At 69.1% G+C, this 24163-nt stretch carries 20 protein-coding genes; 6 read left to right on the top strand and 14 right to left on the bottom strand.

From position 1 onward, the window contains the following. The first annotated feature begins 11 nt into the window (after nucleotides 1-11). Together AB0B61_RS05170 and AB0B61_RS05165 are read left to right on the top strand one after the other, a co-directional pair. Nucleotides 12-569: an ATP/GTP-binding protein gene (locus AB0B61_RS05170; protein WP_358428226.1), complete on the top strand. Its 558-nt coding sequence runs from the start codon at nucleotides 12-14 to the stop codon at nucleotides 567-569. Further along, the gene (locus AB0B61_RS05165; RefSeq protein WP_358428223.1) at nucleotides 566-1795 is read left to right on the top strand and encodes a cytochrome P450; all 1230 of its coding nucleotides are present in this window, start codon (nucleotides 566-568) and stop codon (nucleotides 1793-1795) included. Before AB0B61_RS05170 ends, AB0B61_RS05165 begins: the two co-directional genes overlap by 4 nt. A gap of 60 nt (nucleotides 1796-1855) precedes the next feature. Here the strand turns inward: AB0B61_RS05165 and AB0B61_RS05160 are convergent, their stop codons facing one another. From AB0B61_RS05160 to AB0B61_RS05150, 3 genes are all read right to left on the bottom strand, one after another. Beyond that, on the bottom strand, nucleotides 1856-3448 hold the full coding sequence (locus AB0B61_RS05160) for an alpha/beta hydrolase (protein WP_358428220.1): 1593 nt from the start codon (nucleotides 3446-3448) through the stop codon (nucleotides 1856-1858). A gap of 91 nt (nucleotides 3449-3539) precedes the next feature. After that, nucleotides 3540-3965: a nucleoside deaminase gene (locus tag AB0B61_RS05155; protein WP_358428217.1), complete on the bottom strand. Its 426-nt coding sequence runs from the start codon at nucleotides 3963-3965 to the stop codon at nucleotides 3540-3542. A gap of 11 nt (nucleotides 3966-3976) precedes the next feature. After that, the gene (locus tag AB0B61_RS05150; protein ID WP_358428214.1) at nucleotides 3977-4831 is read right to left on the bottom strand and encodes an LLM class flavin-dependent oxidoreductase; all 855 of its coding nucleotides are present in this window, start codon (nucleotides 4829-4831) and stop codon (nucleotides 3977-3979) included. A gap of 93 nt (nucleotides 4832-4924) precedes the next feature. On the opposite strand from AB0B61_RS05150, the gene AB0B61_RS05145 reads away from it, so the two are divergent. Then, nucleotides 4925-5380 (top strand): Lrp/AsnC family transcriptional regulator, encoded by a 456-nt coding sequence (locus AB0B61_RS05145; RefSeq protein ID WP_358428211.1) that lies wholly within the window; start codon nucleotides 4925-4927, stop codon nucleotides 5378-5380. Here AB0B61_RS05145 and AB0B61_RS05140 read toward each other — a convergent pair. From AB0B61_RS05140 to AB0B61_RS05090, 11 genes are all read right to left on the bottom strand, one after another. Then, nucleotides 5359-6540: a DUF418 domain-containing protein gene (locus tag AB0B61_RS05140; protein ID WP_358428208.1), complete on the bottom strand. Its 1182-nt coding sequence runs from the start codon at nucleotides 6538-6540 to the stop codon at nucleotides 5359-5361. The two genes, AB0B61_RS05145 and AB0B61_RS05140, sit on opposite strands and share 22 nt — an antisense overlap. Before the next feature lie 78 nt (nucleotides 6541-6618). Next, the gene (locus AB0B61_RS05135; RefSeq protein ID WP_358428205.1) at nucleotides 6619-9438 is read right to left on the bottom strand and encodes a hypothetical protein; all 2820 of its coding nucleotides are present in this window, start codon (nucleotides 9436-9438) and stop codon (nucleotides 6619-6621) included. A gap of 8 nt (nucleotides 9439-9446) precedes the next feature. Further along, nucleotides 9447-10763, bottom strand: coding sequence for a hypothetical protein (locus tag AB0B61_RS05130; protein WP_358428202.1), 1317 nt, complete (start codon nucleotides 10761-10763; stop codon nucleotides 9447-9449). Further along, complete coding sequence (locus AB0B61_RS05125; protein ID WP_357956016.1) at nucleotides 10756-11559, bottom strand: polysaccharide deacetylase family protein; 804 nt, start codon at nucleotides 11557-11559, stop codon at nucleotides 10756-10758. The genes AB0B61_RS05130 and AB0B61_RS05125 overlap by 8 nt, the downstream gene beginning before the upstream one ends. Then, nucleotides 11559-12497, bottom strand: a complete 939-nt coding sequence (locus AB0B61_RS05120) for a glycosyltransferase family 2 protein (protein WP_358428199.1) — start codon at nucleotides 12495-12497, stop codon at nucleotides 11559-11561. Before AB0B61_RS05120 ends, AB0B61_RS05125 begins: the two co-directional genes overlap by 1 nt. 11 nt (nucleotides 12498-12508) lie before the next feature. After that, nucleotides 12509-13342, bottom strand: coding sequence for a glycosyltransferase family 2 protein (locus AB0B61_RS05115; RefSeq protein WP_358428196.1), 834 nt, complete (start codon nucleotides 13340-13342; stop codon nucleotides 12509-12511). A gap of 148 nt (nucleotides 13343-13490) precedes the next feature. Then, nucleotides 13491-14606 (bottom strand): GNAT family N-acetyltransferase, encoded by a 1116-nt coding sequence (locus AB0B61_RS05110; protein WP_358428193.1) that lies wholly within the window; start codon nucleotides 14604-14606, stop codon nucleotides 13491-13493. Nucleotides 14607-14614: 8 nt separating this feature from the next. Further along, nucleotides 14615-14983 carry a hypothetical protein gene (locus AB0B61_RS05105; protein WP_357644170.1) on the bottom strand — a complete coding sequence of 123 codons (369 nt, stop codon included), beginning with the start codon at nucleotides 14981-14983 and terminating at the stop codon, nucleotides 14615-14617. 368 nt (nucleotides 14984-15351) lie between these two features. After that, nucleotides 15352-16938 carry a sigma-70 family RNA polymerase sigma factor gene (locus tag AB0B61_RS05100; RefSeq protein WP_358428190.1) on the bottom strand — a complete coding sequence of 529 codons (1587 nt, stop codon included), beginning with the start codon at nucleotides 16936-16938 and terminating at the stop codon, nucleotides 15352-15354. A gap of 139 nt (nucleotides 16939-17077) precedes the next feature. Beyond that, a complete protein-coding gene (locus AB0B61_RS05095; protein ID WP_358428187.1) occupies nucleotides 17078-18853 on the bottom strand; it encodes a substrate-binding domain-containing protein in 1776 nt (591 codons plus the stop codon). Nucleotides 18854-18987: 134 nt separating this feature from the next. Continuing rightward, on the bottom strand, nucleotides 18988-19560 hold the full coding sequence (locus tag AB0B61_RS05090) for a cation transporter (RefSeq protein WP_358428184.1): 573 nt from the start codon (nucleotides 19558-19560) through the stop codon (nucleotides 18988-18990). 209 nt (nucleotides 19561-19769) lie between these two features. Here AB0B61_RS05090 and AB0B61_RS05085 point away from each other — a divergent pair, with 209 nt between their 5' ends. The 3 genes from AB0B61_RS05085 to AB0B61_RS05075 all read left to right on the top strand — a co-directional run bounded on the left by AB0B61_RS05085 (nucleotide 19770) and on the right by AB0B61_RS05075 (nucleotide 24159). After that, complete coding sequence (locus tag AB0B61_RS05085; protein ID WP_358428181.1) at nucleotides 19770-20543, top strand: DUF4184 family protein; 774 nt, start codon at nucleotides 19770-19772, stop codon at nucleotides 20541-20543. Further along, nucleotides 20491-21351 (top strand): RNA methyltransferase, encoded by an 861-nt coding sequence (locus AB0B61_RS05080; protein ID WP_358428178.1) that lies wholly within the window; start codon nucleotides 20491-20493, stop codon nucleotides 21349-21351. The genes AB0B61_RS05085 and AB0B61_RS05080 overlap by 53 nt, the downstream gene beginning before the upstream one ends. A gap of 258 nt (nucleotides 21352-21609) precedes the next feature. Continuing rightward, nucleotides 21610-24159, top strand: coding sequence for a M4 family metallopeptidase (locus AB0B61_RS05075; protein ID WP_358428175.1), 2550 nt, complete (start codon nucleotides 21610-21612; stop codon nucleotides 24157-24159). Nucleotides 24160-24163 lie beyond the last annotated feature (4 nt).

Below are 24163 nucleotides of genomic sequence, written 5' to 3'. Positions count from 1 at the left end.
TACAGAGCACGATGACCACCGGCCTCAAGATCGTGATCGTCGGCGGGTTCGGCGTGGGCAAGACGACCATGGTCCGCTCGGTCAGCGAGATCCGGCCGCTGAGCACCGAAGAGACGATGACCCAGGCAGGCATGGGGATCGACGACGCGAGCGGCGTACAGACCAAGACCACGACCACGGTGGCCTTCGACTTCGGCCGCATCAGCCTGAACGAGCAGATGGTGCTCTACCTGTTCGGGGCGCCCGGCCAGGACCGGTTCTGGTTCCTGTGGGACCGGCTGTTCTCCGGGACGCTGGGAGCGGTCGTCCTGGTGGACGCCCGCCGCCTGGCCGACTCCTGGTACGCCATCGACCGGCTCGAACACCACGGAATGCCGTTCATCGTCGCGCGCAACAACTTCGACGAGCCGAAGCATCCCCTGGAGCGGATCCGGGAGGCGCTGGACCTGTCCGAGGAGGTTCCGCTGATCGACTGTGACGCCCGTCAACGTGACTCGAGCAAGGCCGTGCTGATCGCGCTCGTCAATCACCTCCACGCGATGTCCTCCGCCCAGGGGGTTACCCGATGACCAACGTCCACCACACACCCGAGCCTGTCCGGATGTACGGCCCCCAGTTCCAGCGCGATCCGGAGCAGCTGTACCGGGACATGCGCAAGCTGCACGGGCCGGTCGTCCCGGTCCTGCTCGAGGGCGATATTCCCGCCTGGCTGGTGATCGGCTACCGCGAGCTGCGCTACGTCCTGAGCAATCCGCAGCTCTTCGCCCGCGACTCCCGCCGGTGGAACGCCTGGGATCGCATCCCGCCGGACTGGCCGCTGATGGCGTTCGTCGGCTACCAGCCGTCCATTCTGTTCACCGAAGGCGCCGAGCATCAGCGGCGGGCCGGTGCCCTCAGCGACGCCCTCGCCGCCGTCGACCAGTTCGAGCTGAGAACCCGGACCGAGAGGGCCGCCGACGGCCTGATCGACGCGTTCACCGGCCACGGCCGGGCCGACCTGATCGCGCAGTACTCCCAGCCGATGCCGCTGCTGTCCATCTCCACGCTGTTCGGCCTGCCCGACGCCGAGACGCCACAGCTGGTGGCGGACGTGACCGAGTTGCTGAACACCGGCCCGGGCGTCGTGGAGGCGCATCAGCGAGTCCAGGCCACCATGAAGCGGCTGCTCGACACCAAGCGCGAGCGCCCCGGCCCGGACCTGCCCTCACGCCTGCTGGCCCACCCCGCGGGCCTCACTGACGAAGAGCTCGTCCAGGATCTGGTCGTGTTGATGAGCGGGGGCCAGGAACCGACCGCCAACTGGATCGGCAACACCCTGCGGTTGATGCTGACCGACGAACGGTTCGCCGTCACCCTGTCGGGCGGCCGCCGCAGTGCCGGCCAGGCGCTCAACGAGGTCATGTGGGAGGAGTCGCCCGCCCAGAACAGCCTGGGCCGCTGGGCGGTTCATGACACCCAGCTGGGCGGGCAGCGCATCCGGGCCGGCGACGCGCTCGTCGTCGGCCTCGCCGCCGCGAACGCCGACCCGCAGGTACGGCCGGACTCCTACGGCGGCTCCGCCGGGAACCACGCGCACATGTCCTTCGGCCACGGCGAGCACGGCTGCCCGCACCCGGCGCCGGAGCTCGCCGAGGTCATCGCCTACACGGCCGTCGAGGTGCTGCTGGACCGGCTCCCGGACATGGCGCTGGCGGTGCCCGCCGAGCAGCTCGTCTGGCGGCCGTCCTTCCGGCTGCGCGCCCTGACCACCCTGCCGGTCGAGTTCTCGCCCGGCTACCTCAGGGGAATCGGCTAGGACCGCCGAAGTGGTGTGTCCCCTGACTCCTCAGAGGACACACCACCGGTCAGCTCGTCGTCAGTGGATCGGGCGGCCCGTGATGGACAGCGGGGAGTCCTGCGGGGACAGTGCCGTCGCGGGCGGTTCCGTCGGGAACTGCGTGGCGCAGTGCGTTCCCGCCGCGGGCATGGTGCGGTTGATCAGGTACTTCTCGATGTAGTCGCGCGCGCAGGTGCTGTTGCGGAACTGGCCGTGGCCGACGCCGTCGTACTCCAGGACGACCGAGCGCGGGATCTGCCGGGCGGCGGCGTAGTTCCAGGCCGCCGGGGTGGCCACGTCATCCTTCGCCTTGACGACCAGGATCGGCGGGGTGCCGCTGATCCTGAGGCGGTGCTGCGGGTTGGACGTCTTGCCCTGCCAGTTGAGGCAGGTCATGACGTCGGTCCAGAACGGGGAGAGCTCGGTGTGCGGGGCGATGGCCTTGAGGCGGCGCTTGTAGGCGTCGAGTTCGGCGAAGCCGCTGACGTTCCACTTCCAGTCGGAGCACCAGATGGCCGGGTAGGCGTAGTTGACGCCCTCGGCGGCCGACGTCGAAGCCTCGGCCGAGGCCCTGGCCGTCGTCTTCGCCTCCGCCGATTCCGACGCCACCGGCTTGTCCGCGGCCTGCTCGGCCGCCTGGCCGGCCGCCAGCGCCTTCAGCCGCTCGGCCAGCGGGAAGAAGCCGGTCCACGGCCGGTACATCGGCTCGAACACCTCGATCCGGAGCTCCTCGTCCGAGATCACGGCTCCGGTCTCCGGGTCTTTCAGGGTGCCGGCCCTGGCCTTGGCCAGCAGGTCGTCCAGGACCGCCGTGGCGTCCTGGCCGTGCAGCGCGCAGGCCGCCGTCTCGCCGCACCACTTCGCGAACGCCTGGTAGGAGCCTTCGAGGTCCTCGGTGGTGGTCTTCATGTACTGGTAGGCCGAGGTGATGCTGTGGTCCATGTTGGAGTCGATGGCCATCGCGCGCAGGTTCTTGGGGAACATCTCGGCGTACTGCTGGCCGACCTGCGTGCCGTACGAGATGGCGAAGAAGCTGATCTGGCGCTCGCCGAGCGCCGCGCGGATCGAGTCCACGTCGCGCACCACGTTGGTGGTGCCGACGTGGTCGAACAGCGGGCCCGTGCGCTCGCGGCAGTCCTTCGACAGCTTGGCGTTGAAGGCCAGCCAGTTCTGATACTCCGCCTCGTTGGCCGGATAGGTGAACGGGGTCTCGTTGACCACGTCCTCACCGCACAGGATGGGCGTGCTGCGGCCGACGCCGCGGGGGTCCACGCTGACGATGTCGAAGTACTGGCGCAGCGGGCTGTCGTCGGGGATGCCGCGGCCCATGATGTACGCGTTGAGGCCGGACCCACCGGGACCGCCCGGGTGCACGAACAACACGCCCTGCCGCTTGGCCGGGTCGAGCGCCTTCAACCGGCCGATGGCCAGGTCGATCGTCGCGCCCTTGGGCTTGGCGTAGTCCATCGGCACCTTGATGGTCGCGCACTCGCCCTTGTACGTGGTGCCACATTCCGCCCAGTCGATCGCGGTCGAAGGGCCTGACGGGGCTGACTGGGCTGATGCCACTCCGGCGAGCTGGGTCACCAGCGCGGCACCAGCCAGTGCCGCCGTGAACAGTCTTAACCGCACTATCGCTCCTTCCAGAGGTATCCCTTGATCATCCTGACGGACGACAGTGCGGTTTGCGGGACTTTACGGAGTTTGTTGGTGAATATGAGCGCTAGACGTAGTAGCCCTCGACCGGTGCCCGCGCCTCGTCGTACAGAGCCGGTCCGTCGAGTCGCGCCCCGGTGCTCCCGGCGGGTGGCTTGAGCCCGCCGAGCTGCTCGGTGGACAACGCGAACACCACCCGCCCGAGCCCCGACCGCTCGATGGCGCCCGTGCACATGCCGCAGGGCTGGCAACTGGTGTACATGACGGTGGCCGCCGCGGCCTCGGGGCTGAGCTCACGGGCCGCCCAGCGGGCCAGCTTCAGCTCGGGGTGCGCGGTGATGTCGGCGTCGCTGATGGAGGTGTTGACGTCCTCGGCGAGCACACTGCCGTCCGGCCCCACCAGGAGCGACCCGAAGGGCGGGTTGCCCGCCGCGCGCGCCTTGGCGGCCAGCCCGATGGCCTGGCGCAGGAACTGCTCGTCGTCGTGTGTCATGGTCGCTCCGTTCATAGGTGATTCGCGTGAAGGTCCCAGGAGGCCGCCACGGCCGCGAGGGCGTGCCAGGCCACCTCGGGGTGACATGTCTCCTGTGGGTCGCCGCCGAAGGGGTCGAGGACGACGGTGTCCGAGCCGAGAAGGCGTAGCTGTTCGAGATCGTCCACGATCTGCTCGATCGTGCCCTCACCGGCGAGCCGATCGGGGTCGGTGATCGGGGACGTGGTGAGCCTGAGGACGATGCGGGGCGCCTGGGCGGGCACCGGGCGGCCCTGCTCGTCGGCAAGGGATTTGAGGCGGCCGAACGCCTCGCGCAGCCAGGGCAGGGTGTTGCGCAGCGGGTGCCAGGTCTCGCCGAGCCGCACCGCGCGGCGAAGCCCGGCGTCGCTGTTGCCGCCGATCCAGATCGGCACCGGCCCGCCGCGGTAGTCCGCGCCGTCCGCCCAGGCGGCGCGCAGCGCGTCGAGGTAGTCGTCGGTCAGCGCCCCGCGCCGGTGGAACGGCACGCCGAGCGCCTCGAACTCCTGCCGCGCCCACCCCACGCCCACGCCGAGGACCAGCCGGCCGCCGCTGAGGTCGTTGAGGTTGGCGGCCATCCGGGCCACGAGCAGCGGATGCCGGTACGGCATGATCAGCACCGTGGTCCCCAGCCTGATCCGCTCGGTGCTGCCCGCCAGCCAGGACAGCGTGGTGAAGGGCTCGTAGAACGGTGCCGGGTACTGCTGGGCCACGTCGGGTGTCACCGCCACGTGGTCAGAGACCATCAGCAGGTCGAAGCCGAGGCCCTCCACCGTCCGCGCCCAGCCGCGCAGCACGTCGGGACTGGTGCCTGGTCCGAAGTTCGGGACATTCACGCCTATTCGCACCCGTGCAGGCTAGCCAATGGGTCATGGCGGTAGGAAGGGAGTTCTCTCTGCGTACGAGACGATTGGCCGGGGAATTGCCGGTATTTTGGGCCGATGACCGAGAGCCTTGACGCCACGGACTGGGCGATCATCGCCGAGCTCCAGAGAGACGGGCGCGTCGCGCTCACCGAGCTGGGGCGGCGGGTCAGCCTCAGCCCCTCCGCGACGACCGAGCGGGTCAAGCGGCTGGAGGCGGTCGGCGTCATCACCGGTTACCGAGCCGAGGTCGATCTGGAGAAGGTCGGGTACGCCGTGCTCGCCGTGGTGCGGCTGAAGTATCCCGGGAGCAGGCACGAGCCGCTGCATCGGCTGCTCGGCGAGCGTTCCGAGATCCTCGAATGCCTGCGCACCACCGGAGACGACTGCTACCTGCTGAAGGTGGCCGCGGCCTCCATGGCCCATCTCGAACGGGTCGTCGACGAGCTCGCCCAGTTCGGCAGCACCACCACCAATCTGGTCTACAGCCGGACGCTGCCCTATCGAGGGCCTCAGGCGCGCGCCGACTTCTGATGCGCGCCCCGGCCGCCCGGCCGGCTCCAGTACGTCACGGCGCGCAGCAGCCATTCCACCGGCCCGTACCGGTGCGCGCGGAGCCACCAATGGCTGAGGAAGACCTGCCCGACGAAGACGACCAGCGCGATCACCATTTCCACCGGCGGGCTGACGCGGTCCACGAGCGCCAGGCCGTACCCCGTGAAGATCAGTGAGCAGATGAGCGACTGCCCCAGATAGTTGGACAGCGCCATCCGGCCCGGCGCCGCCAGCGCCCGCCCGATGCGCGGCAGGTGCGGCAGCAGCCGCAGGAACGTCGCCGCGTAGGCGGCGGCGAGCAGGGGAGCCGTGACCAGGTCCACGGCCTCGCCGAGGAACTTGTTCACGCTGCCGTGCCAGGCCGACAGCGTGTAGACGAACGCGCCGCCCAGCCCGACGGTGAACCCGAGCCACTGCAGCCTGCGGAGCGTGGCCGTGTGCGCGGACACGTCGCGCAGCACGCCCAGCTTGCCGACCGCCAGGCCGATCAGGCAGGCGGCCAGTACGGCAGGACCCTGGAAGAGCACGCGCAGCACGACGATGAGGGAGAGCTTGCGCAGGTGCTCGTCGATGATCTGGATACCCGAGCCGCGCAGCGCCGAGTCGGAGTGCACCGCCTCCACCACCCCGTGCGAGACCGTCCCGGCCGTGTCCAGACCCACCATCGCGAGGACGGCCAGCAGCACGAAGCCCAGGGCCAGCATGGAGGTCAGGGCGATCGCGAGCATGACCGCGGTCCTGGGCGAGATCTTGCGGAGCAGCAGCAGGGCCAGGCCGACCGCGGCGTAGGTGGTGAGGATGTCACCCGGGAACAGCAGCACCGCGTGGGCCAGCCCGAGCAGGAACAGCCCGGCCAGGCGGCGCAGGAACATCGGCACGAACGCCTTGCCCCGCCGGACGGCCGAGTCGACCTGCAGCGTGAAGCTGTAGCCGAACAGGAAGGAGAACAATAAGTAGAACTTGTTCTCCATGAACAGGGTCACGGTCCACCGCACCGCCCAGTCGAGCGGCGAGGTGAACGCGGGCTCCGCCATTCCGGCCATCCGGTAGCCGGAGGCCAGGAAGGCGATGTTCACGACGAGGATGCCGAGCAGCGAGAAGCCGCGCAGGGCATCGACCGAGGTGATGCGTGTAACCATGGATCGCCCAGGCGAAATGGCGGGATGTGTCCTCATCAGCGAACATCATTCCGCAAAACCTGAGGGTTTCCTGTGAATCTAGGTATTTGATGCGATATAGATAAATCGCTCGATGATCACGCCTACGGCCACGGCGAATGCCGGGATGGCCACCCACAGCAACCGCCGGCGCGCCTTGACCGCCCGGTTCGGCCCGTTGAGCCGGATCACCTCGTAGCCGAACAGGGTCACCCAGGTCAGAGCCAGTGCCGCGAGGCCGACCGGCGTCCAGGGCGAGGTGGGGTCGCCGCGTCCTATGTACGGGAGGGGCTCCGGGATCTCGGTGCCCTTGACGAACTTCTTCCAGGTGTATAGAGCGGCGTCCTTGTTGGCGTAGACCCGCTTCACGTCCGGCGAGGCGTCCAGCGCTGCCCTGAACCTGGCACCCCAGTCTGCCGGGAAGCCCTCATTGAGCTGCAGGTAGGCGATCTGACCGGTGCTGACGGCGAGATAGGTGTTGCGCGGGCTCGCCTTGAGCGTCGCGACCGCCTTGGCGATGTTCGTCGGATCCTGGTAGACGAGCGCCTGGCCGTTGAAGTTGACCAGTTCGATGTCCTTCTCGCCCCACGGCAGCGTCGGCGTGACCTCCGGGCCCTCCTTGGCCGTCAGGTAGAGGACCTTGGCGCTCGGCTTGTCGTGCGCGTAGATGTAGTGCATCGCGGCGACCTCGCCGGTCGTCACCCGCTCGAACTTCTCGTTGCCGTAGCGGGCGATCAGGAACGCCCCCGCGAACACCACCGCGAAGCAGGCCGCGAGCACGACCGACAGCTTCCTGGTCAGCTCGGGGTTGAAGCGGACATTCCGCTTGCGCATGGGCACGGTCTCTTCGCGCACGTCCGCGCTGTCGGCGGGCAGGTTCGGGAAGAACGCGTACGCGGCCAGGAGGCAGGCGCCGGGCAGCGCGAACATGTAGATGCGCAGCCCGATCTCACCGCCGTAGCTCTGCAGCCCCAGCGCCAGCACCGGCACGCAGAGCAGGATCAGCGCCGCCCGGTCGACCACCCCGCGCCGCAGCCGCCTGAGCAGGCCGGTCGCCGCCAGGGCGAGGATCACGACCAGGATGCCCAGCCGCGCCTGCAGCACCAGCGCGTGCGCCGGGTCGCTACCCGCGATGCGGTCGCCGGTGTTGCGCTGCAGGTTGGTCAGAATCCGGCCCAGGCCGCCGAAGATCGCGTCGATCTGGCCCGCCCAGAAGCCCACGGTCTCGTAGCTGATCCAGGCCAGCACGGCCAGGCCGAGGAAGAACGGCAGCGCCCAGGTCAGCTTGGTCCGCTTGAAGATGAGGAAGGCCGTCACCACGCCGAGCATCATGAACGGCGTGATCTGGTGCGAGGCCGTCGCCGCGAAGAACAGCGCGAGCAGCATCAGCAGCATCAGCAGCCGGTCGGCCCGGAACGTGCCGGTGTTGGCGATCTCGCCCGGCGTCATCGCGTCGAGACGGCCGAGCAGCTTACGCAGCCCCTTCGGCGCGATCGGCTTGGTACGCGGCTCCACCCGCCCGAACCAGCGCAACAGGATCGCGACGAAGGCCAGATAGAGCGCGAAGGTGAAGCCCTGCGGCGAGAAGTAGTCCTGCCCGATCCACTGCACCAGCACGAACAGCAGCGCCGCGTACCAGCGCGCCCGCGTGGTGGCCACCACCTGGCGCAGGATCAGCACGAACGGCAGCAGGTACAGCAGGTTCGTCAGCAGCGGCGTCCACTGGAGGATCGTGGTCATGTCGCTGATGCCGGCGGCCTTCGTCACGAAGGCGAACAGCGCGAAGTAGCCCGGCCAGCCCATGCGGGCGTCGATGTTGATCGCGGTCTCGCCGGTGCGGCCGATGAAGTCGACGAAGCCCGCGTGGATGTAGGCCGTGGGGAACCTGGGCTCGCTGGCCACCAGCGAACCGGCGCCGTGCAGGGCGAAGGTGATGACGGCGATCTGGAACAGCAACAGGAACTTGCGGTCCGTGCTCTGGGCGACGGTGACGAAGAACGACACCAGCATGATCAGGATCGCGGCGAACGCGCTGGCCGGGAGGGCGGCGATCAGGCCGAGGCCGTTGATGTCGGCCGGGTTCACGCCGCGCAGCGGGCCCGGGGCCACGCGCAGGGCGAGGACGTACATGATCAGGCCCTCGACCGTGAGCAGCGCCGGGAGCCACATGGGCGCGCTGCGCCCCAACCGCCGCAGCCGCTCGCCCAGGCCCTTCGCCTTGGCGGGGTCCTGTTTGGCGGAGGCGGGCTTGGTAGCGGCGGGTTTGGCGGCGGCGGGTGCCTTGGCCGAGGTCTTGGCGGGCGTTGTGGCGGGAGTCTCGGCGGGGGTTGCGGTGGGAGCCTTGGCGGGGGTTGTGGCGGGAGTCTCGGCGGGCGCTTTCGCGGGGGTCGGCGGAGCGTCCACGGTCAGACTCGCGGCCGGGGCGGCCGCCACCTTCGTCGGTACGGTCCCCGCCGCGTCGTCATCCTCGGCGGACGCCGCATCGTCCGCGCCCGGACCCTTGGCGCCCTTCGGCTCCTTCGCGGCCTTGGACTCCTTCAGGGCCTTGGGCTTTTGCGAGCCCTTGGGCTCCTTCGGGTTCTCGGTCTCCTCGGGGGCTTTCGGCGGCGTGCCGATATGGAGGGTGGCGGGCAGTCGGATGGCGGGCAGGGTGCCCGTCTCCGCCTCGTCATCACCGTCGTCGTCACCATCGGCGACGTCCGCGGCGGCGTCCGGCGCGGGGGTGGCCGGGACTGACAGCCGGGGGATGACGCCCGTGGCGTCCGGATCGAAGGGCACGCCCGTTCCCCCCTCTGCCTCGGTGCCGTCCGTGGAGTCGCCCACGTGCTCGGAGGAGCCCGTGACCCCCGTTGTCCTGCCATCGCCGTCGCGTTGCCTCACGTTGACCATCATGCGGCCCCGGACGACCCCTGAGTGACGGGAGTCCGCCGTGTATCGCCAAGAATGAGTATTTTGCGAAGAGATTTGAAGATCAAAAGTGCCATCAAAGTCTCGCTGAGCAACAAGCCGTACCCAACGGCGTTGACTCCGGCGAACGGGAAGAGCGCCAGGATCGCCACGAGAACGAGCACCGCGAGCCCGATCTGCACGAAGGCCAGCTGCCGCGCGTCACTCCGCGCCCGCAGCACGCTCAGATAGACCTCGATCAGTACTCGGGGCAGCACGGCCAGCGCCATGAGCCGCAGCAGCGTCGTACCCTCCGCCGCGAAGCCCTCCCCGAAGACGCTCAGGATGAGCGGCGCGCCCGCGATCACCACGACGATGATCGGTACGATGATCATGAAGGCTCGCTGCAGCGCCCGGCGGCAGTTCTCGGCCAGTTGCGACCGGTCGAAGGAGCCCTCGACGGTCAGCGACACGGCCATGTTCATGGCCAGCAGTTCGATCATGCTGGCCAGCGTGTGCGCCATCGAGAAGCGCCCGAACGTGGCCTCGTCCACCCGGGTCGCGACGACGGTGGGCACGAGATAGACGATGGCCAGGATCGACAGCGTGCCGGGGAAGTCGCCGGCCAGGAACCGGCCGATCTGGCGCAGCCGCGGCGGCTCCTGGACGGTCTCGGTCCGCTTCATGTGCCGGGGGACGATGACGCCGAAGATCAGCCAGTTGACCGGGATCAGCGCGAGCGCCGTCGGCACCATCCAGGAGGTGAAGATGCCGCCGTCGGGCAGCGCGCCGGCCATCGCGACCAGCAACCCCATCTTGGCCAGGCCGAAGACCAGGTTGTTGAGCGGCACCCAGGTGGCGTTGCGCAGTCCGGTCAGCACCACGTCCTGCAACGTGAACACCGACCAGACCAGCACCGAGCCGAGGAAGAACAGGCCGGGCCCGAACGCGCCGAGCACCGAGTAGGTCCGCCCCCACAGCGGCAGGGTCAGCAGGAAGCCGAGTGCCGCCACGCCGCCGGTCGCCGCCGCCAGGCCGTACCCCCGCAGGATGAGCTCGGGGATGCGGCGGCCCGCCAGCGGGAGGAAGCGGGAGAGCGCGCCCACCAGGCCCAGCGCGGTCAGCGACGCGAACAGCCGCATCGCGGTGATCATCGCCTGGCCCCGGCCGAACTCCTCGGGCGTGTAGAAGTGGGCGGCCAGCAGCCAGTAGCCCATGCCGAGCGTCGCGGTGATCGCCGTGTTGGCCATCAGCGCGTAGCCGTTGCGGAACAGGGGGTTACGAAGGTCGCGCAGCACCCTCCCCCAGAGGCTAGACATTTCCACGCACCCGCTGCAGGCCGTACCTCGTGCGCCTGACGATCGCGTAGCCCTTGGTGAGGACCCGCTCCTTCAGGTAGATCAGGGGCACGCCGGTGCCCTCGACGGCGCGCTTGAACATGCTGATGGAGGTGTGCCGCGCCACGGTCAGCCGGGGGATGGCCAGCATGTCGTGACGGTCGGCGGCGATCGAGTTGTTCACCGCGCAGGCGGCGAAGTAGCCGGCCTTGCGCACCTCGCGGCGCACCCGGGCGCTGGAGTAGCCGTAGGGGTAGGCCATGGTGGCGACCGGTGCGCCGATCTTCTCCTCCAGCAGGCCCTTGTTCTTACGCAGCTCCTGGCGCAGCTCGTCGATGTGGAGCTGATCGAGCTGCGGGTGGCTGTGGCTGTGGCCGCCGATCTCCATGCCGGCCTGGGCGGTCTCGCGGGCCTGGCCCCAGGTGAGCATGTCGTCCAGTGGCCGGCCGGCGGCGTCGTCGCCGGCGTCCGCCACCCAGCCACTGGTCAGGAAGACCGTGGCCGGGAACTTGTAGCGGTCGAGCAGCGGCAGCGCGCGGCTGTGGAAGTCGGCGTAGCCGTCGTCGAAGGTCAGGACGATGGGTTTGTCCGGCATGCACCTGCCGTTGTTCTTGTTCAGTGAGGCCACCAGATCGCCCAGTGTGAGCGGGGTGAACCCGCTCTCCGACAGGTAGGCGAGCTGCTCGTCCAGGTCCGACGGCCGTACCGAGTGAGGGAGCGTCTCCTCGTTCGGGTCGTCGGCGACAGAGTGGTACATCAATATCGGTACGCGGATCATCAGCGCACTGCCTTCAGTCGTGCGGAGCCGATCAGGTAACCCCAGGTGGTCCAGGCCAGGCCGACCACGATCGCGGCGGCCCGGCCGAGCCCGCCGACGTCGCCCCGGAAGGCCTCGCCGACGCCCCGCAGAGCGCCGAGCGGCAGCGTCTTCAGCGCGTGCGCCCGCTCGCTGGCCAGCCCGTCCTGGGTGCCCACCTCCTGCGTCACCAGGGCCTTGGACAGTCCTTCCGCGTAGCACCTGGATCTGAAGTAGGCGAACCGCTCGCGCTGGTGCGACACCTTGTGCCCGATCAGCGCGCGCGGCTCGAACAGCATGACCGAGCCGGGCTTGCGCTGGCTCAGCCTGATGCAGAACTCGGTCTCCTCGCAGCCCAGCGGCCGGCTCTTACGGCCCTGCACGCTGCGCCCGATGCCGCTGTGGAAACCGCCCACCTCGGAGACGACCTCGCGCAGGAAGGCGGCGTTGCCGCCCATCACGTTGCGGATCGGCGCTCTTACCGCGGGCATGCCGCGGTAAGAGCAGCCGACCGTCCAGTCGAACTCGTAGGGGAACCAGCGCGGCCGGCGCTGGGACGCCCACAGTGGCTCGGTGCGACCGCCCACGCCGACGACACCCGGTTCCTGGAAGCCCTCCTCCAAAGCCTCCAGCCAGCCGGGATCGGCGACCGCGTCGTCGTCGAGGTACGCGACGATGTCACCGGTGGCCGTGGCCACGCCGGTGTTCTTGCCGCCGGACAGCCCCTTCTCGTGCGTGTTCTCCACCACAATGGCCTGTGGGTAAGCACGCTTGAGCTTCAGGTGCAGGTCCGGGTTGTAGTCCACGACCAGGATCAGCTCGTAGGGCCGGCGCCGCTGATTCTCGACCGACTCGACGGCTTGCCTGATGTCCTCCCACCGCTCGTCGGTGTATACGCAGATGACAACAGACGTCTTCACAACGGACCTTCTTACGCGACACCCCGGTCCGCGGCCGGAGCAGTGGCTGGCTTGGGCAGCGGAGGTGCGGGCTGGCGGCGCCACTCTCGCAGGATGGTCTTCAGCACACGCATGCCGTCACGCACGACGCGCAGGTTGCTCTCGCCGTGGATCCGGTTGTGCTCGTGGCTCGGCACCTCGTGCACCTTCAATCCGGCCTTGGCGGCGCGGACGTTCAGCAGCGTCTCCACCTCGAAACCGTCGCAATCGAGGTCGAGCACCTCGAGGTGGCGGGCCCAGAAGGCGTTGTAGCCGTAGCACAAGTCGGTGTACTGGGTGCCGTACATCAGATTGACTATGCCGGTGAGGACCTTGTTGCCCAACCGGCGGCCGACGGTCAGGTCGTCGCTGCCGCCACCGGCGGCGTAGCGGGAGCCCTTGACGAAGTCGGCGCCGGTGACCAGCGCACCGACGAACGTGATGATCTCGTGGCCGTCGGTGGAGCCGTCGGCGTCGATCATCACGATGATGTCGCCGCTGGCCGCGGCGAAGCCGGCGGCCAAGGCGTCACCCTTGCCCTTGCCGGTCTGGGTGACCACCTTCAGGTTGGGCCGCAGACGTCTGGCCACCGCCACAGTGTCGTCGACGGAGTTGCCGTCGACCAGGATGATCTCGTCGATCCACTGGGGCAGCGTGGCGAAGACGTGGGGCAGGTTGTCCGCCTCGTTCATGGCCGGGACCACGACGCTCACCGTGGGAGAGATGGCCAGGTGAGGGGTGACCGGGGTGAAACGCTCAATAGGTGGCATCGATCGCAGCGGCGCGATCTGCACCTTGCCGTTGTGCTTGGTGATGTCGGGACTCATGGTGAGGGAATTCCTTCCGAGACCCAGCACACTGGCCGAACGCAGCCACTCCCGGGTGCAGGAGGAATGGCGGTGCTGCGAACGGCGCATGAAGGGTCCACTGGGAGCGAGGGTTGTGCGGGGCTTGCTGGTGGTACGGGTGGGGGCGCTAGCGCGCTCCCGTTGGTTCCTTGACGACTGCGTTGGATGACTCCTGGTGCAAAGAGCTGCGCACCCGACCGAAACCCTTCAGGACTTTGTCGGCTGCCCTATAGAGAGACGGCCGGTCCATGACAATTGTTCGGGCTTTGTTGAAAGGAGTTCTGCCCATCCAGTGCACGGCCGCCGACGCGGAGGGTCTGGAGACCCGGCCCTCGGCGACGTACAGCTCCCCACTCTTGAGCCAGTCCTTGTATTCCTTGCCGCCCTTGCCCATGTCCACCATGTGCAACCCGGCCGCCGCGGCGGCCTCTGCCATTTGCAGGTGGTGCACGATGCCCGGTGAGTACCGGGCGAACTCGGTGTCGTAAGCGGGGAACCACCCGACGAGCGTGGTGGCCGTGCGCAGTCCAAAATGGCCGGCGACTGGCACGTCTCCCGCGTACAGCATGGTCAGGACACCCGAGAAGTCAGCCGACTTCTCGGCGAACATCAGGTCGATCAGCTCGACGATCCAGGGCTGGGCGAACCGGTCGACCCGGCCCGTCCGTCTGTACTGGTCGGACTTCCACGCGAGCAGGGTGCGCAGTTCCTCCGGATCGGCCGAAGCCCATGCGAAGCGCAGCCCACCGTGCTCCCTGCCGAACTTGCGCTCCTTGTAGCGCACGGTCTTCAGGTTCTTGGGGGAGTTGGTCTTCACCTGCTGGAGCCAGGCGTCGAAGCCCTGGGTGAAGTCCATGACCGGCGCCGGGCGCACGTCGCTCTCGTAAGGCGCGAACGTCGGCTGCCCCGCGACCAGGTGGTCGAAGTCGAAGACGCTGAGCTTGCAGGCCCTCAGCAGCGCGCGAGCCTCTAACTTCAGGCCCGGGACCGAGATCAGACCATGGCAGGTGGTGAGGAAGCCGCCGAGCGGCTTGCCGATGCCGAAGCTGTGGCGCTCGTAGGGAAAGAAGCCGGCGATGCCGCTCTCGTCCTGGATGACCGCGACCCGCACCCGATCCCGCAGGCGGTCCATGGCCAGGGCGAACTCGACGGAGAGGAAGGGATTGTCCAGGCTCGGGTCGGCCTTCTGAAGCGCGCGCCACCTGGCCCGTTCGGATTCTCCGAGATCTCCGGGGCGAACCACTGTGATGTTCACCTTGCCCTGGCCCCCTGTTCGGTCTGCATGTTCTTCCCCCGGTACAACACGCGAAGCACGTACATGAAGCCTCCGAGCACGGCGACCGTTGCCACACCGGCCCGAGGCGACCATGCGTTGAACTGCAGCATGGCTTGGGCGAGGAGCACGTTAAGCACGAGACTTGCCGCAGCTCCTACTGATAGTGCGGCAAGCGGGTCACGATCACGCAACAGTCCTACGACTGCGGCTCCTGGCACCACCAGAAGGAAAAGAGAGATGAGGAGCGGGCGCAGCGGTGTCTGGATGTCGAACAGCGCGATCACCGCTCCCGCGATGCAGGCGAGCGCGAGGAGCCACGTCAGCGCTCTGCGGTGCTTGAGCATCTACTTGTCTTCTCTCCTGGGGCCTAGCTGGGTAAAGGCGCGACTGATCGCATTTCATGGGACCAATGCACCCCTGGACACGTCAATGCCGACGCTTGGCGACGCGCTCCGGTTTACCGGCAGGCAGATATTCTTCGTGTGTTTTTGAACACACGGTCATACTCCGGCCTCCGTTGCGGTCCCCAAACCACAAGGATGCCCTACTTGCGGCAAGATCTTCGAGCTATGGTCCGTTTTATCCCCACTTGTCACGTAAGTGTACTCCGGGCTCAGCGGCCACTGGCGTGGGGGAGGCCCATTTGACGGCCGGGGTCAGAATTTCTCTGCCTTATCAGGCGGAATGTCATCCCGGGTAACCATGTCACCCGTCAGGAGTCGTGGGGCGGATCCACCTGGAAGCTGTCCACAGATGTGCTCTGCGTCGGCCCGCTGGGCGTCTCGCTCGGCTCGGGACCGCTCGTCGGCTGGTCCGTGGGCGGCGCCGGGGTCTGCTGCGTGCCGCCGTGCCACGACAGCGAGCATGTGGCGCCGCCACCGTTGGAGCTGAAGGACACCGAGCCACTGCCACCGGTGCCGGGGTCGTCGATCGTGACCCAGATCGCCAGCGAGCCCCCCGCCTTGATCGACCCGTTCGCGGGGTACACCTGCAGACCCGCCGACGCGGTCGCCCGCCAGGCGACGGTGGCGTTGCGCGCGCTCAGCCCGATCTTCGCCGCGTCCTCGACACCGTCAGGGCAGGAGGCGGCGAACCGGGCGCCGCGTACGGTCTGCCGGCGAGTGGCGGTCGGGGCGGCCGCGGGCTTGGTGGTGGTGGCGGCGGGTCTCGTGCTCGGCACACCGCTGTGGGACGACGTGGGAGACGGATCGGGCGTGGGGGTGGTGTCGTCCTCCGGCGCGGGCTCCGGCGTGGTGCCGGTCAGGTCGTCAGGGGAGGCGTCGTCAGGCGAGGTTGAGGGGGAGGCCGAGGGGGCGGGGGCCACGCGCAGCGCGGTCTTGGCGGAGTCCCCGCCGTTCATCGCGACCATGGCGCCGGTCGCCGCGAGCACCGCCGCGCCGGCCAGCAGCACCGGCCCGAGGCGGCGCGGCCTGCGGCGGCGCGAGCGCCGCTCGACCGCCACCGGAAATCCCGTGCGGTCGAAGCTGTCGCCCCGGTCGGTGATCAGCGTCCGGGTCTGGTCCCGCTCCGGGTTGACGCAGGTGTCGACCACCCTGCGGCGCAGCGAGATGGGGGGATAGGCCACCGGCACCATGTCGAGCAGCCGGGTGGCCGCCACCTGCCGGTGCCGCCCCTCGGTACACACCTCGCACCCTGAGATGTGTCCCGACAACCGCCGCCGCAGCAACGGGGTGAGCGGCCCTTCCCACGAGTCCAGCATCGCCGACAGATCCGGGCAATGCGCCCGTCCGGTCCTGGCCAGGATCACGGCGGCGGCGGCGTTCTCCAGATGATCACGGGCCCGGCCGAGCCGGGCGGCGGCCTGGCGGGAGGTCAAGCCGAGCACCGCCCCGACCTCGGCCGGGGTGAGCCCGTGACGTAGCGACAGCTCCAGGACCTCGCGCTCGTTCCCGCGGAGCTCCCCGAGCGCCTCGTGCACCAGCGCGGCGAGTTCGGGATCCGCCGGCTCGTCGAAGACCGGCAACGGCACGCTGCCGGTCTTGGCCGAGCCGCTCCTGTGGGCCAGCCGGGCGGCCGCCTGGAACCTGGTCAGCGCGTACAACCAGGGTCGCAGCCGGCCGGTCTCCTTCAACCGTGAGACGCACCCGTGCGCGGTGACGAGCGCGTCATGGACGGAATCGGCCGCGGCGTCGCGCTCCCCGGTAAGAGAGCACGCGTAGTCGTGCAACCGCTCGGCATAAGCGTCATAGAGCTTGGCCGCGCCTTCGACGGCACCCATCCGAAGCGCGTCGACCACCTGCTGATCGTCACCGCGGTCAACAGCCGGCCATCCAGACACGTTTCCTCCCCGCTGGTCGAGGGCGGAAGCCCTCACGGCGGGTAGGACGCCTCCCCACTCGAGCGGGGTTACCACAGCGGGTCAGTCCATGCCCAACTGGCATGAGCTGGGAAAACCGTGTCAGATGTGACTAATGGGGTCAGCCATCGCAGCGCGGCGAGCAGAGGCGGCGCTGCATGCCCTGGAGGAAGAAGTCGCGCACCTGCAGCACGTTCTTGGCGATGTAAGCCTCGCCACCGGTCGCCTGCGCCAGCGCGTCCATCTGCTGCTTGCCCTTGGGAGCGTCCGGGCCGAAGGCGATGAGGAGGATGCTGACCGGGCGCTTGGGGTTATACGTCTTCTTGAGATAGTTCAGGATCTGCTTGTTGTTGATCCCGCCGTCCGGATCGTCGTTGCCGGCGCCGTCGGTGAGGATCACGATCGTGTTGATCTTGTCTTCCTGGTACGACTTCGTCATCTCCGCGTAGGCGGCCTTGAGCGTGTCGTTCAGCCCCGTGTCACCCGTGGCCTTGGCCTGGGCGGACCCCAGCTGCCTGCCCAGGGCGTCCTTGCGGAGCACGCCGTTGACGCTTTCGCTGAGCGGCCCGACCGAGACCACCTCGCGCCAGTCCTTGCCCTGCCCGTCGAGGTGGGTGGAGAACGCCCACACCCCGATCTCCGCGTCGGCGGGGAACAGCCCGAGCCCCTCGACGGCGATCTTGCCGATGGCCTGCATGCGGGTCATCTTCGTGCCGGGGACGGGCAGCGCCATCGTGCCGGAGACGTCGAGCAGGGTGAGCAGGCGGGTGCCGAGGTTCAACCGGGACCAGGTCTGCGCCATGCTCACCACCGTCTTGTCATCCGGGGCGGGCAGCGCCGCGGGTTTGGCGGGGGTGAAGCCCTTGTCCTTGGACAGGGCGTCGCCGGCCTTGCCGTCGGGCGTACGGAAGCCCTGCTCGCGCAGCGTCCGGTGGGCCGACTCGGTGCCGAGCTCCTGCTGGAACGCCGCGGCGGCCTTCTGCGCCGCTGCGTCCTTGGTGACGATCACGAGCGGGTAGTCGAGGCTGAGCGTGCCTTCGGCCGGGTAGAGCGGCACCACCGGGTTGTCAGGCTTTTTCGTGTTGTGCAGGTAGATGGTCTGCTCGGACGTGACGCCGATCGGGACCTTGCTCCCGGACTTCACGGTCAGGCTGGCCAGTAGCGCGGTCGGGTCGGCGACGAGCTGGCCCGACAACTCCTTGAGCGCGCCCACCAGCGCCTTGCTCTGACCGGCCTGCTGGGCCGAGCCGGCGGCGGCCAGGAGCGCGGCCATCCCGGCCGAGTTCTTCTGCGGGTCGAGGGCCAGGACGCGGACCTTCTTGCCGGGTCCGTCCGGATTGGCGACGTTCGCCGCCGCGATGACGCCCGCCCAGCTCGGCTGGAGGCTGCTGGCCAGCTTGGCCGCCGCGGCCTTGGCGGCCACCAGCACGACCGGCGAGGTGGCGATCGAGCCGGTGGACTCCGGCAGGGCGGCACCCGCGGCCTGGCCGCGGAGCCGGGACACGAGGAGGCTGGAGTCGGCCACCCACAGATCAGCGTTGATCTTGCCGGCGGCCAGCGCGTTCGCGGTCCGCGCCGCGGCCTCCTTGGCCACCGTCACCTCGACGCAGCGGCTGTCGATCGAGTGCATGGCCTTGTTGTAGTTGCCGGCGATCTTGTTCAGCGCGGGCTGGATGTCCGGACTCGCGACGACGCGCAGCGGCAACTTGCCGTTCGAGCAGTCGTGGTCGCGGTTGAAGATCACGAACGCCGCGACGCCCAGCAGCACAGCGAGCGCGACCGCCCCGGCGAGCGGGACGAACACCTTGCCGCGGCCACCACCGTTCCCACGCTTACGGGGAGTCGGTTCCTGAGCTTGGTAGCCGCCGTCGAGCTCGTCTGTGCGGTGTCGCCCCACGATGTCCTCTTCGGTGTGTCGGGACCTTTCGGAGACCCTAGCGGGAGATGCTCCGCAATACTTCCGGAACGATACTCGGTGCGCTTACTGTGGCAAAACAGCCCGTTTGGTGCGACGATTACCTGGTGTGACGGTCAATGGCAGCATGAGTGACCGCGCCAGGCCCGAGTTCCCTCCCTCGTGGCGACCGCCGCCAGAGCCAACGCCACCACCGGATCGACCCACCACCAGCCGAGCGTGTTCAGCCACAATCCCGTCAGGACGCCCGCGGCCATCGCGGCGCAGATGAGGTTCTGGGTGCCTTCCCCCGAGGTCGCGGGGGACCCGAGCCGCCGGCCGAGCCGCCGCTTGACCAATCCCAGCACCGGCATGCTGGCCAGGCTGACCGCGGTCACCACGATGCCGAGCGCGCTCGGCACGGCCCGGTGGCCGGCGTCGAGATCGTGGGCGACGTGGATGACCAGATAGGGCGCCAGCAGCCAGAAGCTCACCGCGACCGCCCGCCCCGCCCGGCGCTCCGCGCTCGGCGACAGCGTGCGCGAGCCGGTGAACCGCCACACCACGATCAGGCTCGCCGCCGCCTCCACGAGAGCCGACAGCCCCCAGCCGATCAGCGCCACCGAATGCGCCCCCAGGCCCGCGGCCAGGCCGAGCGTGCTCTCCACCGCCAGCCACACGAGGGTGAGCACCGAAAGGGAGCGAGCCACGCGCGCAGCGCGGAGCCAGTCGGCTGACGCGGCCGGATGAGCGTGAACCCGCTGTTCAGGCACCTTGAACCCCCGAATCCCGACCCCGGCCGTCGACAGCGATAAGTAAACTACCCATTACTTATAGTGACTTTAGGGTCTGTGGGCAAAGCTTGTTCAAGGTTCGCGAGGTAATCTTCGAAGATCAGCTACGAGGGAGGTTGGCGCCGGTGCCGTTCACGCCCAGTCACATCGCGGCGGTGCTTCCCCTGGTGTCGTCGCCCCTGTTTCGCAGGCTGGTCAACCCGTGGGCGCTGGCGATCGGCGCGATGGTCCCCGACCTGCCGATCTTCCTGCCGTTCCTGCCCGACTACACCGACTGGCACTCCTGGCACGGCGTCGTCACCACCGACCTGGCCGCCGTCCTCATCCTGCTGGCCCTGTTCCACCTCTTCTTCCGCGAGCCGCTGATCTCCCTGCTCCCACCCGCCTTCGCGGGCCGCGCCGCGACCCTGCTCCCGCCGCGCCTGCGCGATCTGCCGGCCGTCCTGGCCGGCGCCCTGATCGGCGCCGCCTCCCACGTCCTGTGGGACTCCTTCACCCACACCACCGGCCCCGCCGAGTGGGGCACGTGGCTGGATGTGTCGGTGTTCGGGGTGATCAGGCTGTTCCGCCTGCTCCAGTACACCTCCTCGGTGGTGGGCCTGGCCATCGTGGTGTGGTGGGCCTGGCGCGGCCTCACCCGGATGGGCGCCGCGACCGTCCCCGACCGGCTGCGGCTCCACATGGGGGTACGACGGGCGGTCCTGGCCCTGTGCGTGGCCGGCACCGTCGCGGGCGCCTTCCTGTGGCCCATGGTCGACGAGCCCGTCCCGGAGCTCGGCATGCCCAGCGTCATCACCAAGGTGGGCGCGGGCACGCTCGTGGGCCTCTGCCTGGTGCTCAGCTGCTATGCGGCCGTCTGGCAGGTCATGCGCCTCGTGGCAGTATCTGAAGGTGCCTGACTACGTAACGGACCCCGCCGACCCACGCCTGACCGACTACACCCGGCTCAGGGACGTGGACCTGCGCAAGAGCCTGGAGGCGGAGCGCGGCCTGTTCGTGGCCGAGGGCGAGAAGGTGATCAGACGCGCGATCGGGGCCGGCTACCCGATCAGATCGGTCCTGACGACCGCGCGCTGGCTGGAACCACTGGCGGACGTGCTCGGGGACGCGACGGTGTACGTGGTGAGCGACGAGACCATGCTGGGCGTCGCCGGGTTCCAGGTGCACCGGGGAGCGCTGGCGTCGATGGAACGCCTGCCGCTGCCGTCGGTGGAGCGGGTGCTGGCGGGCACCTCACGCGTGGTGGTCCTGGAGGACCTCGTGGACCACTCGAACGTCGGCGCGATCTTCAGGTGCGCCGCCGCGCTGGGGGTGGACGGGGTCATCCTGTCCCCTCGGTGCGCTGATCCGCTGTATCGGCGGTCGGTGAAGGTCTCGATGGGCGCGGTGTTCTCCATTCCGTACGCGCGGATGGACAACTGGTACAACGGGCTGGAGCAGATGCGTGAGGCGGGCTATCAGTTGCTCGCGCTGACCCCCGATCAGAGCGCCACGCCGCTGGACGCGGTCAAGATGACGGATCGGGTGGCGCTGCTGCTGGGCTCAGAAGGCGACGGCCTCTCCTCGCGGTGGTCGCAAGAGGCCGATGAGCCCGTGTGCATTCCCATGAGTCCCGCGGCCATGGCGGCCGGTGTGGACTCGCTGAACGTGGTGGCGGCGGCCGCGATCGCCTGCCACGGCCTCATGCGGGGCAGTGCCCGGCTCTAGGGACCGCCCCTCTCGGGCGCTCTGACCAGGGCGGACCGAAAGATCGGTATGGCTACCGATGCACATACGTATTTGCACGCCTGATCGCAGCGCTTAGCGTCTGGCGGCAGCAAGGTCAACGGTTCGTCCGCTCAACCCGCTCCCTCACCCACCCCCCTTTCCCGGTCGGTTCCGCGGCCCAGGCGATCCCTGAGGCGGCGTGGTCGGCGTGCGCGCGCACGCCGCGGCGGCCGGGAAACGCCGAAAGGAGCACCACGCGTGAAACGCACTGCCTTAGCCGCCGCGGCCGTGGGACTCGCCACTGCCGCGTCGATGGCTCTCGCCGTCCCCACCGCGTACGCCGCCCCACCCGGAGCCGGTAAGGAAGACTCCGGCGCGCGGGCGCGAGCGGCGGCCGACCCGGGCTCGCTCGCGGCGGCGGTCGCCGACAAGGCCGTCTCCAGCGGGCTCGACAAGCTGGCCAAGGGACCTGACGAGGCGTACAGCCGCGTGTCGGTCACCCGCGGCACCAGCGACATGTACTTCGTCGGCTACGAGCGCTCCTACAAGGGGCTGCCGGTGGTCGGCGGGGACGCGGTCGTCGTCACCGACTCGGCGGGGCACGTCCGCGACACCGTCGCGGCGGCCGGGCCGAGCGCCCAGGACGTGGGGACCACGGCCACGATCAGCGCGGAGCGGGCGACGGAGGTGGCGAAGACCCGGCTCTCGCGCGTCGACGACTCCGCCGCCCCGCGCCTGGTGGTGCTCGCCTGGACCGGCAAGCCCACGCTGAGCTGGGAGGCCGTCGTCAGCGGCCTGGTCAAGGGCCGGCCGAGCATCCAGCACGTTTTCGTGGACGCCAGTACCGGCAAGATCGCCGACTCCTACGACCTGGTACGTGAGGGCAGCGGCAACAGCTACTACTACGGCCAGGTCACCATCAACACGAGCGGCTCCGGCAGCTCGTACTCGATGACCGACACGACCAGGCCCGGCATCCAGTGCGGCGGGCAGGGCGGCACCGCCTACACCGGCACCGACGACGCGTGGGGCAACGGCAGCGGCACCAACCTGGAGACCGGCTGCGTCGACGCGCTCTACTCCGTCCAGCGCGAGTGGGACATGCTGCGTGACTGGCTTGGCCGCAACGGCATCAACGGCAGCGGCAGGGGCTTCCCCGCCCGCGTCGGCCTGGCCGACGTCAACGCCTACTGGAACGGCAGCTACACCAACTTCGGCCACAACCAGGCCAACACCCGGCAGGCCACCAACATCGACGTGGTGGCGCACGAGTTCGGGCACGCCATCTTCCAGACCACGCCCGGCGGGGCCGGTTCCGGAAACGAGAACGGCGGCATCAACGAGGGCACCGGTGACATCTTCGGCGCCCTGACCGAGCACTACGCCAACAACCCCAACGACCCGCCGGACTACCTGGTCGGCGAAGAGGTGGACCTCGTCGGCGACGGGCCGATCCGCAACATGTACAACCCGAGCGCGCTCGGCGACCCGAACTGCTACTCCTCCTCGATCCCCAGCACCGAGGTGCACGCGGCGGCCGGTCCGCTGAACCACTGGTTCTACCTGCTGGCCGAGGGCAACAACCCCGGCGGCGGCAAGCCGACCAGCCCGATCTGCTCCGGTGGCCCGTCATCGGTGACCGGCGTCGGCGTGCAGAAGGCCGGCCAGATCTACCTGGGCGCCCTGAACCGCAAGACCTCCAGCTGGCGCTACACCAACGCCCGCGCGGCCTCCGTCGCGGCGGCGATCGAGCTGTTCGGCGCCAACAGCGCCGAGTGCAACACCACCAAGGCGGCGTGGAGCGCGGTGAGCGTGGCGGCGGCGTCGGGCGAGCCCGCCTGCGGCACCCCCGGCAACGACTTCTCACTCTCGCTCAACCCGTCGACCGGTAGCGCCCAGCCCGGCCAGCAGGTGACCACCACGGTCAACACCCAGACCACGTCCGGCAGCGCCCAGACGGTCACCCTGAGCGCGTCCGGGCAGCCCAGTGGCGTCACGGCGAGCTTCAGCCCGTCGTCGGTCACCTCCGGCAACTCCTCGACGCTGACCCTGTCCGTCGGCTCCTCGGTGGCTCAGGGCTCGTACCCGATCACCGTCACCGGTGCGGGGTCGGCCACGCACACCGCGGTCTACACCCTCCAGGTCGGCACCGCGACCCGGGACTTCTCGATCTCGGCCAACCCGACGTCCGGCACGGTGCAGGCCGGCTCCGCGGCCACGACCACCATCGGCACCACCACGACGGCGGGCACCGCGCAGGCCGTGAACCTGGCCGCGACGAGTGGTCTGCCCACGGGCGCCACGGCCGCCTTCAACCCGGCCTCGGTGACCTCGGGCGGGTCGTCCACCCTGACGATCTCGACCGCGCCGACCACGCCCGCCGGCTCGTACACCGTGACGGTGACCGGCACCGGCGTGACGGCGACGCACACCACGACCTACGCGCTCACGGTGCAGAGCACCTCGGGCGGCAGGACGTTCACCAACGGCACCGACTACGCCATCAACGACTTCGCCACCATACAGAGCCCGATCACCTCCACGGCGACGGGCACGGCGGTCTCGCCGGTCAAGCTGTCGGTCACCATCGCGCACACCTGCGCGGAGGATCTCGACATCCGGCTCCGCGGGCCGAACGGTACGTGGTACTCGGTCGACGGTTCCGGCGGCACCAGCTGCACCTCGTACGGCACCAGGACGTACTCGGTCCCGGTGAGCCAGCAGGCGGCGGGCACCTGGGTGCTCGAAGTCACCGACGACTACTTCCTCGACACCGGGCGCCTGGACACCTGGAGCATCACCCTCTGACACA

This window comes from Nonomuraea sp. NPDC049158 (assembly GCF_040648335.1).
GTDB lineage: Bacteria > Actinomycetota > Actinomycetes > Streptosporangiales > Streptosporangiaceae > Nonomuraea.
This window is presented reverse-complemented; position numbering and strand designations above follow the sequence as displayed.

Excerpts from the sequence above, each read along its gene's own strand:
- AB0B61_RS05170 (WP_358428226.1), top strand. The coding sequence starts at position 12 with ATGACCACCGGCCTCAAGATCGTGATCGTCGGCGGGTTCGGCGTGGGC.
- AB0B61_RS05165 (WP_358428223.1), top strand. The coding sequence starts at position 566 with ATGACCAACGTCCACCACACACCCGAGCCTGTCCGGATGTACGGCCCC.
- AB0B61_RS05155 (WP_358428217.1), bottom strand. The coding sequence starts at position 3,965 with ATGACACACGACGACGAGCAGTTCCTGCGCCAGGCCATCGGGCTGGCC.
- AB0B61_RS05145 (WP_358428211.1), top strand. The coding sequence starts at position 4,925 with ATGACCGAGAGCCTTGACGCCACGGACTGGGCGATCATCGCCGAGCTC.
- AB0B61_RS05140 (WP_358428208.1), bottom strand. The coding sequence starts at position 6,540 with ATGGTTACACGCATCACCTCGGTCGATGCCCTGCGCGGCTTCTCGCTG.
- AB0B61_RS05130 (WP_358428202.1), bottom strand. The coding sequence starts at position 10,763 with ATGTCTAGCCTCTGGGGGAGGGTGCTGCGCGACCTTCGTAACCCCCTG.
- AB0B61_RS05125 (WP_357956016.1), bottom strand. The coding sequence starts at position 11,559 with ATGATCCGCGTACCGATATTGATGTACCACTCTGTCGCCGACGACCCG.
- AB0B61_RS05115 (WP_358428196.1), bottom strand. The coding sequence starts at position 13,342 with ATGAGTCCCGACATCACCAAGCACAACGGCAAGGTGCAGATCGCGCCG.
- AB0B61_RS05105 (WP_357644170.1), bottom strand. The coding sequence starts at position 14,983 with ATGCTCAAGCACCGCAGAGCGCTGACGTGGCTCCTCGCGCTCGCCTGC.
- AB0B61_RS05080 (WP_358428178.1), top strand. The coding sequence starts at position 20,491 with ATGCGGCCGTCTGGCAGGTCATGCGCCTCGTGGCAGTATCTGAAGGTG.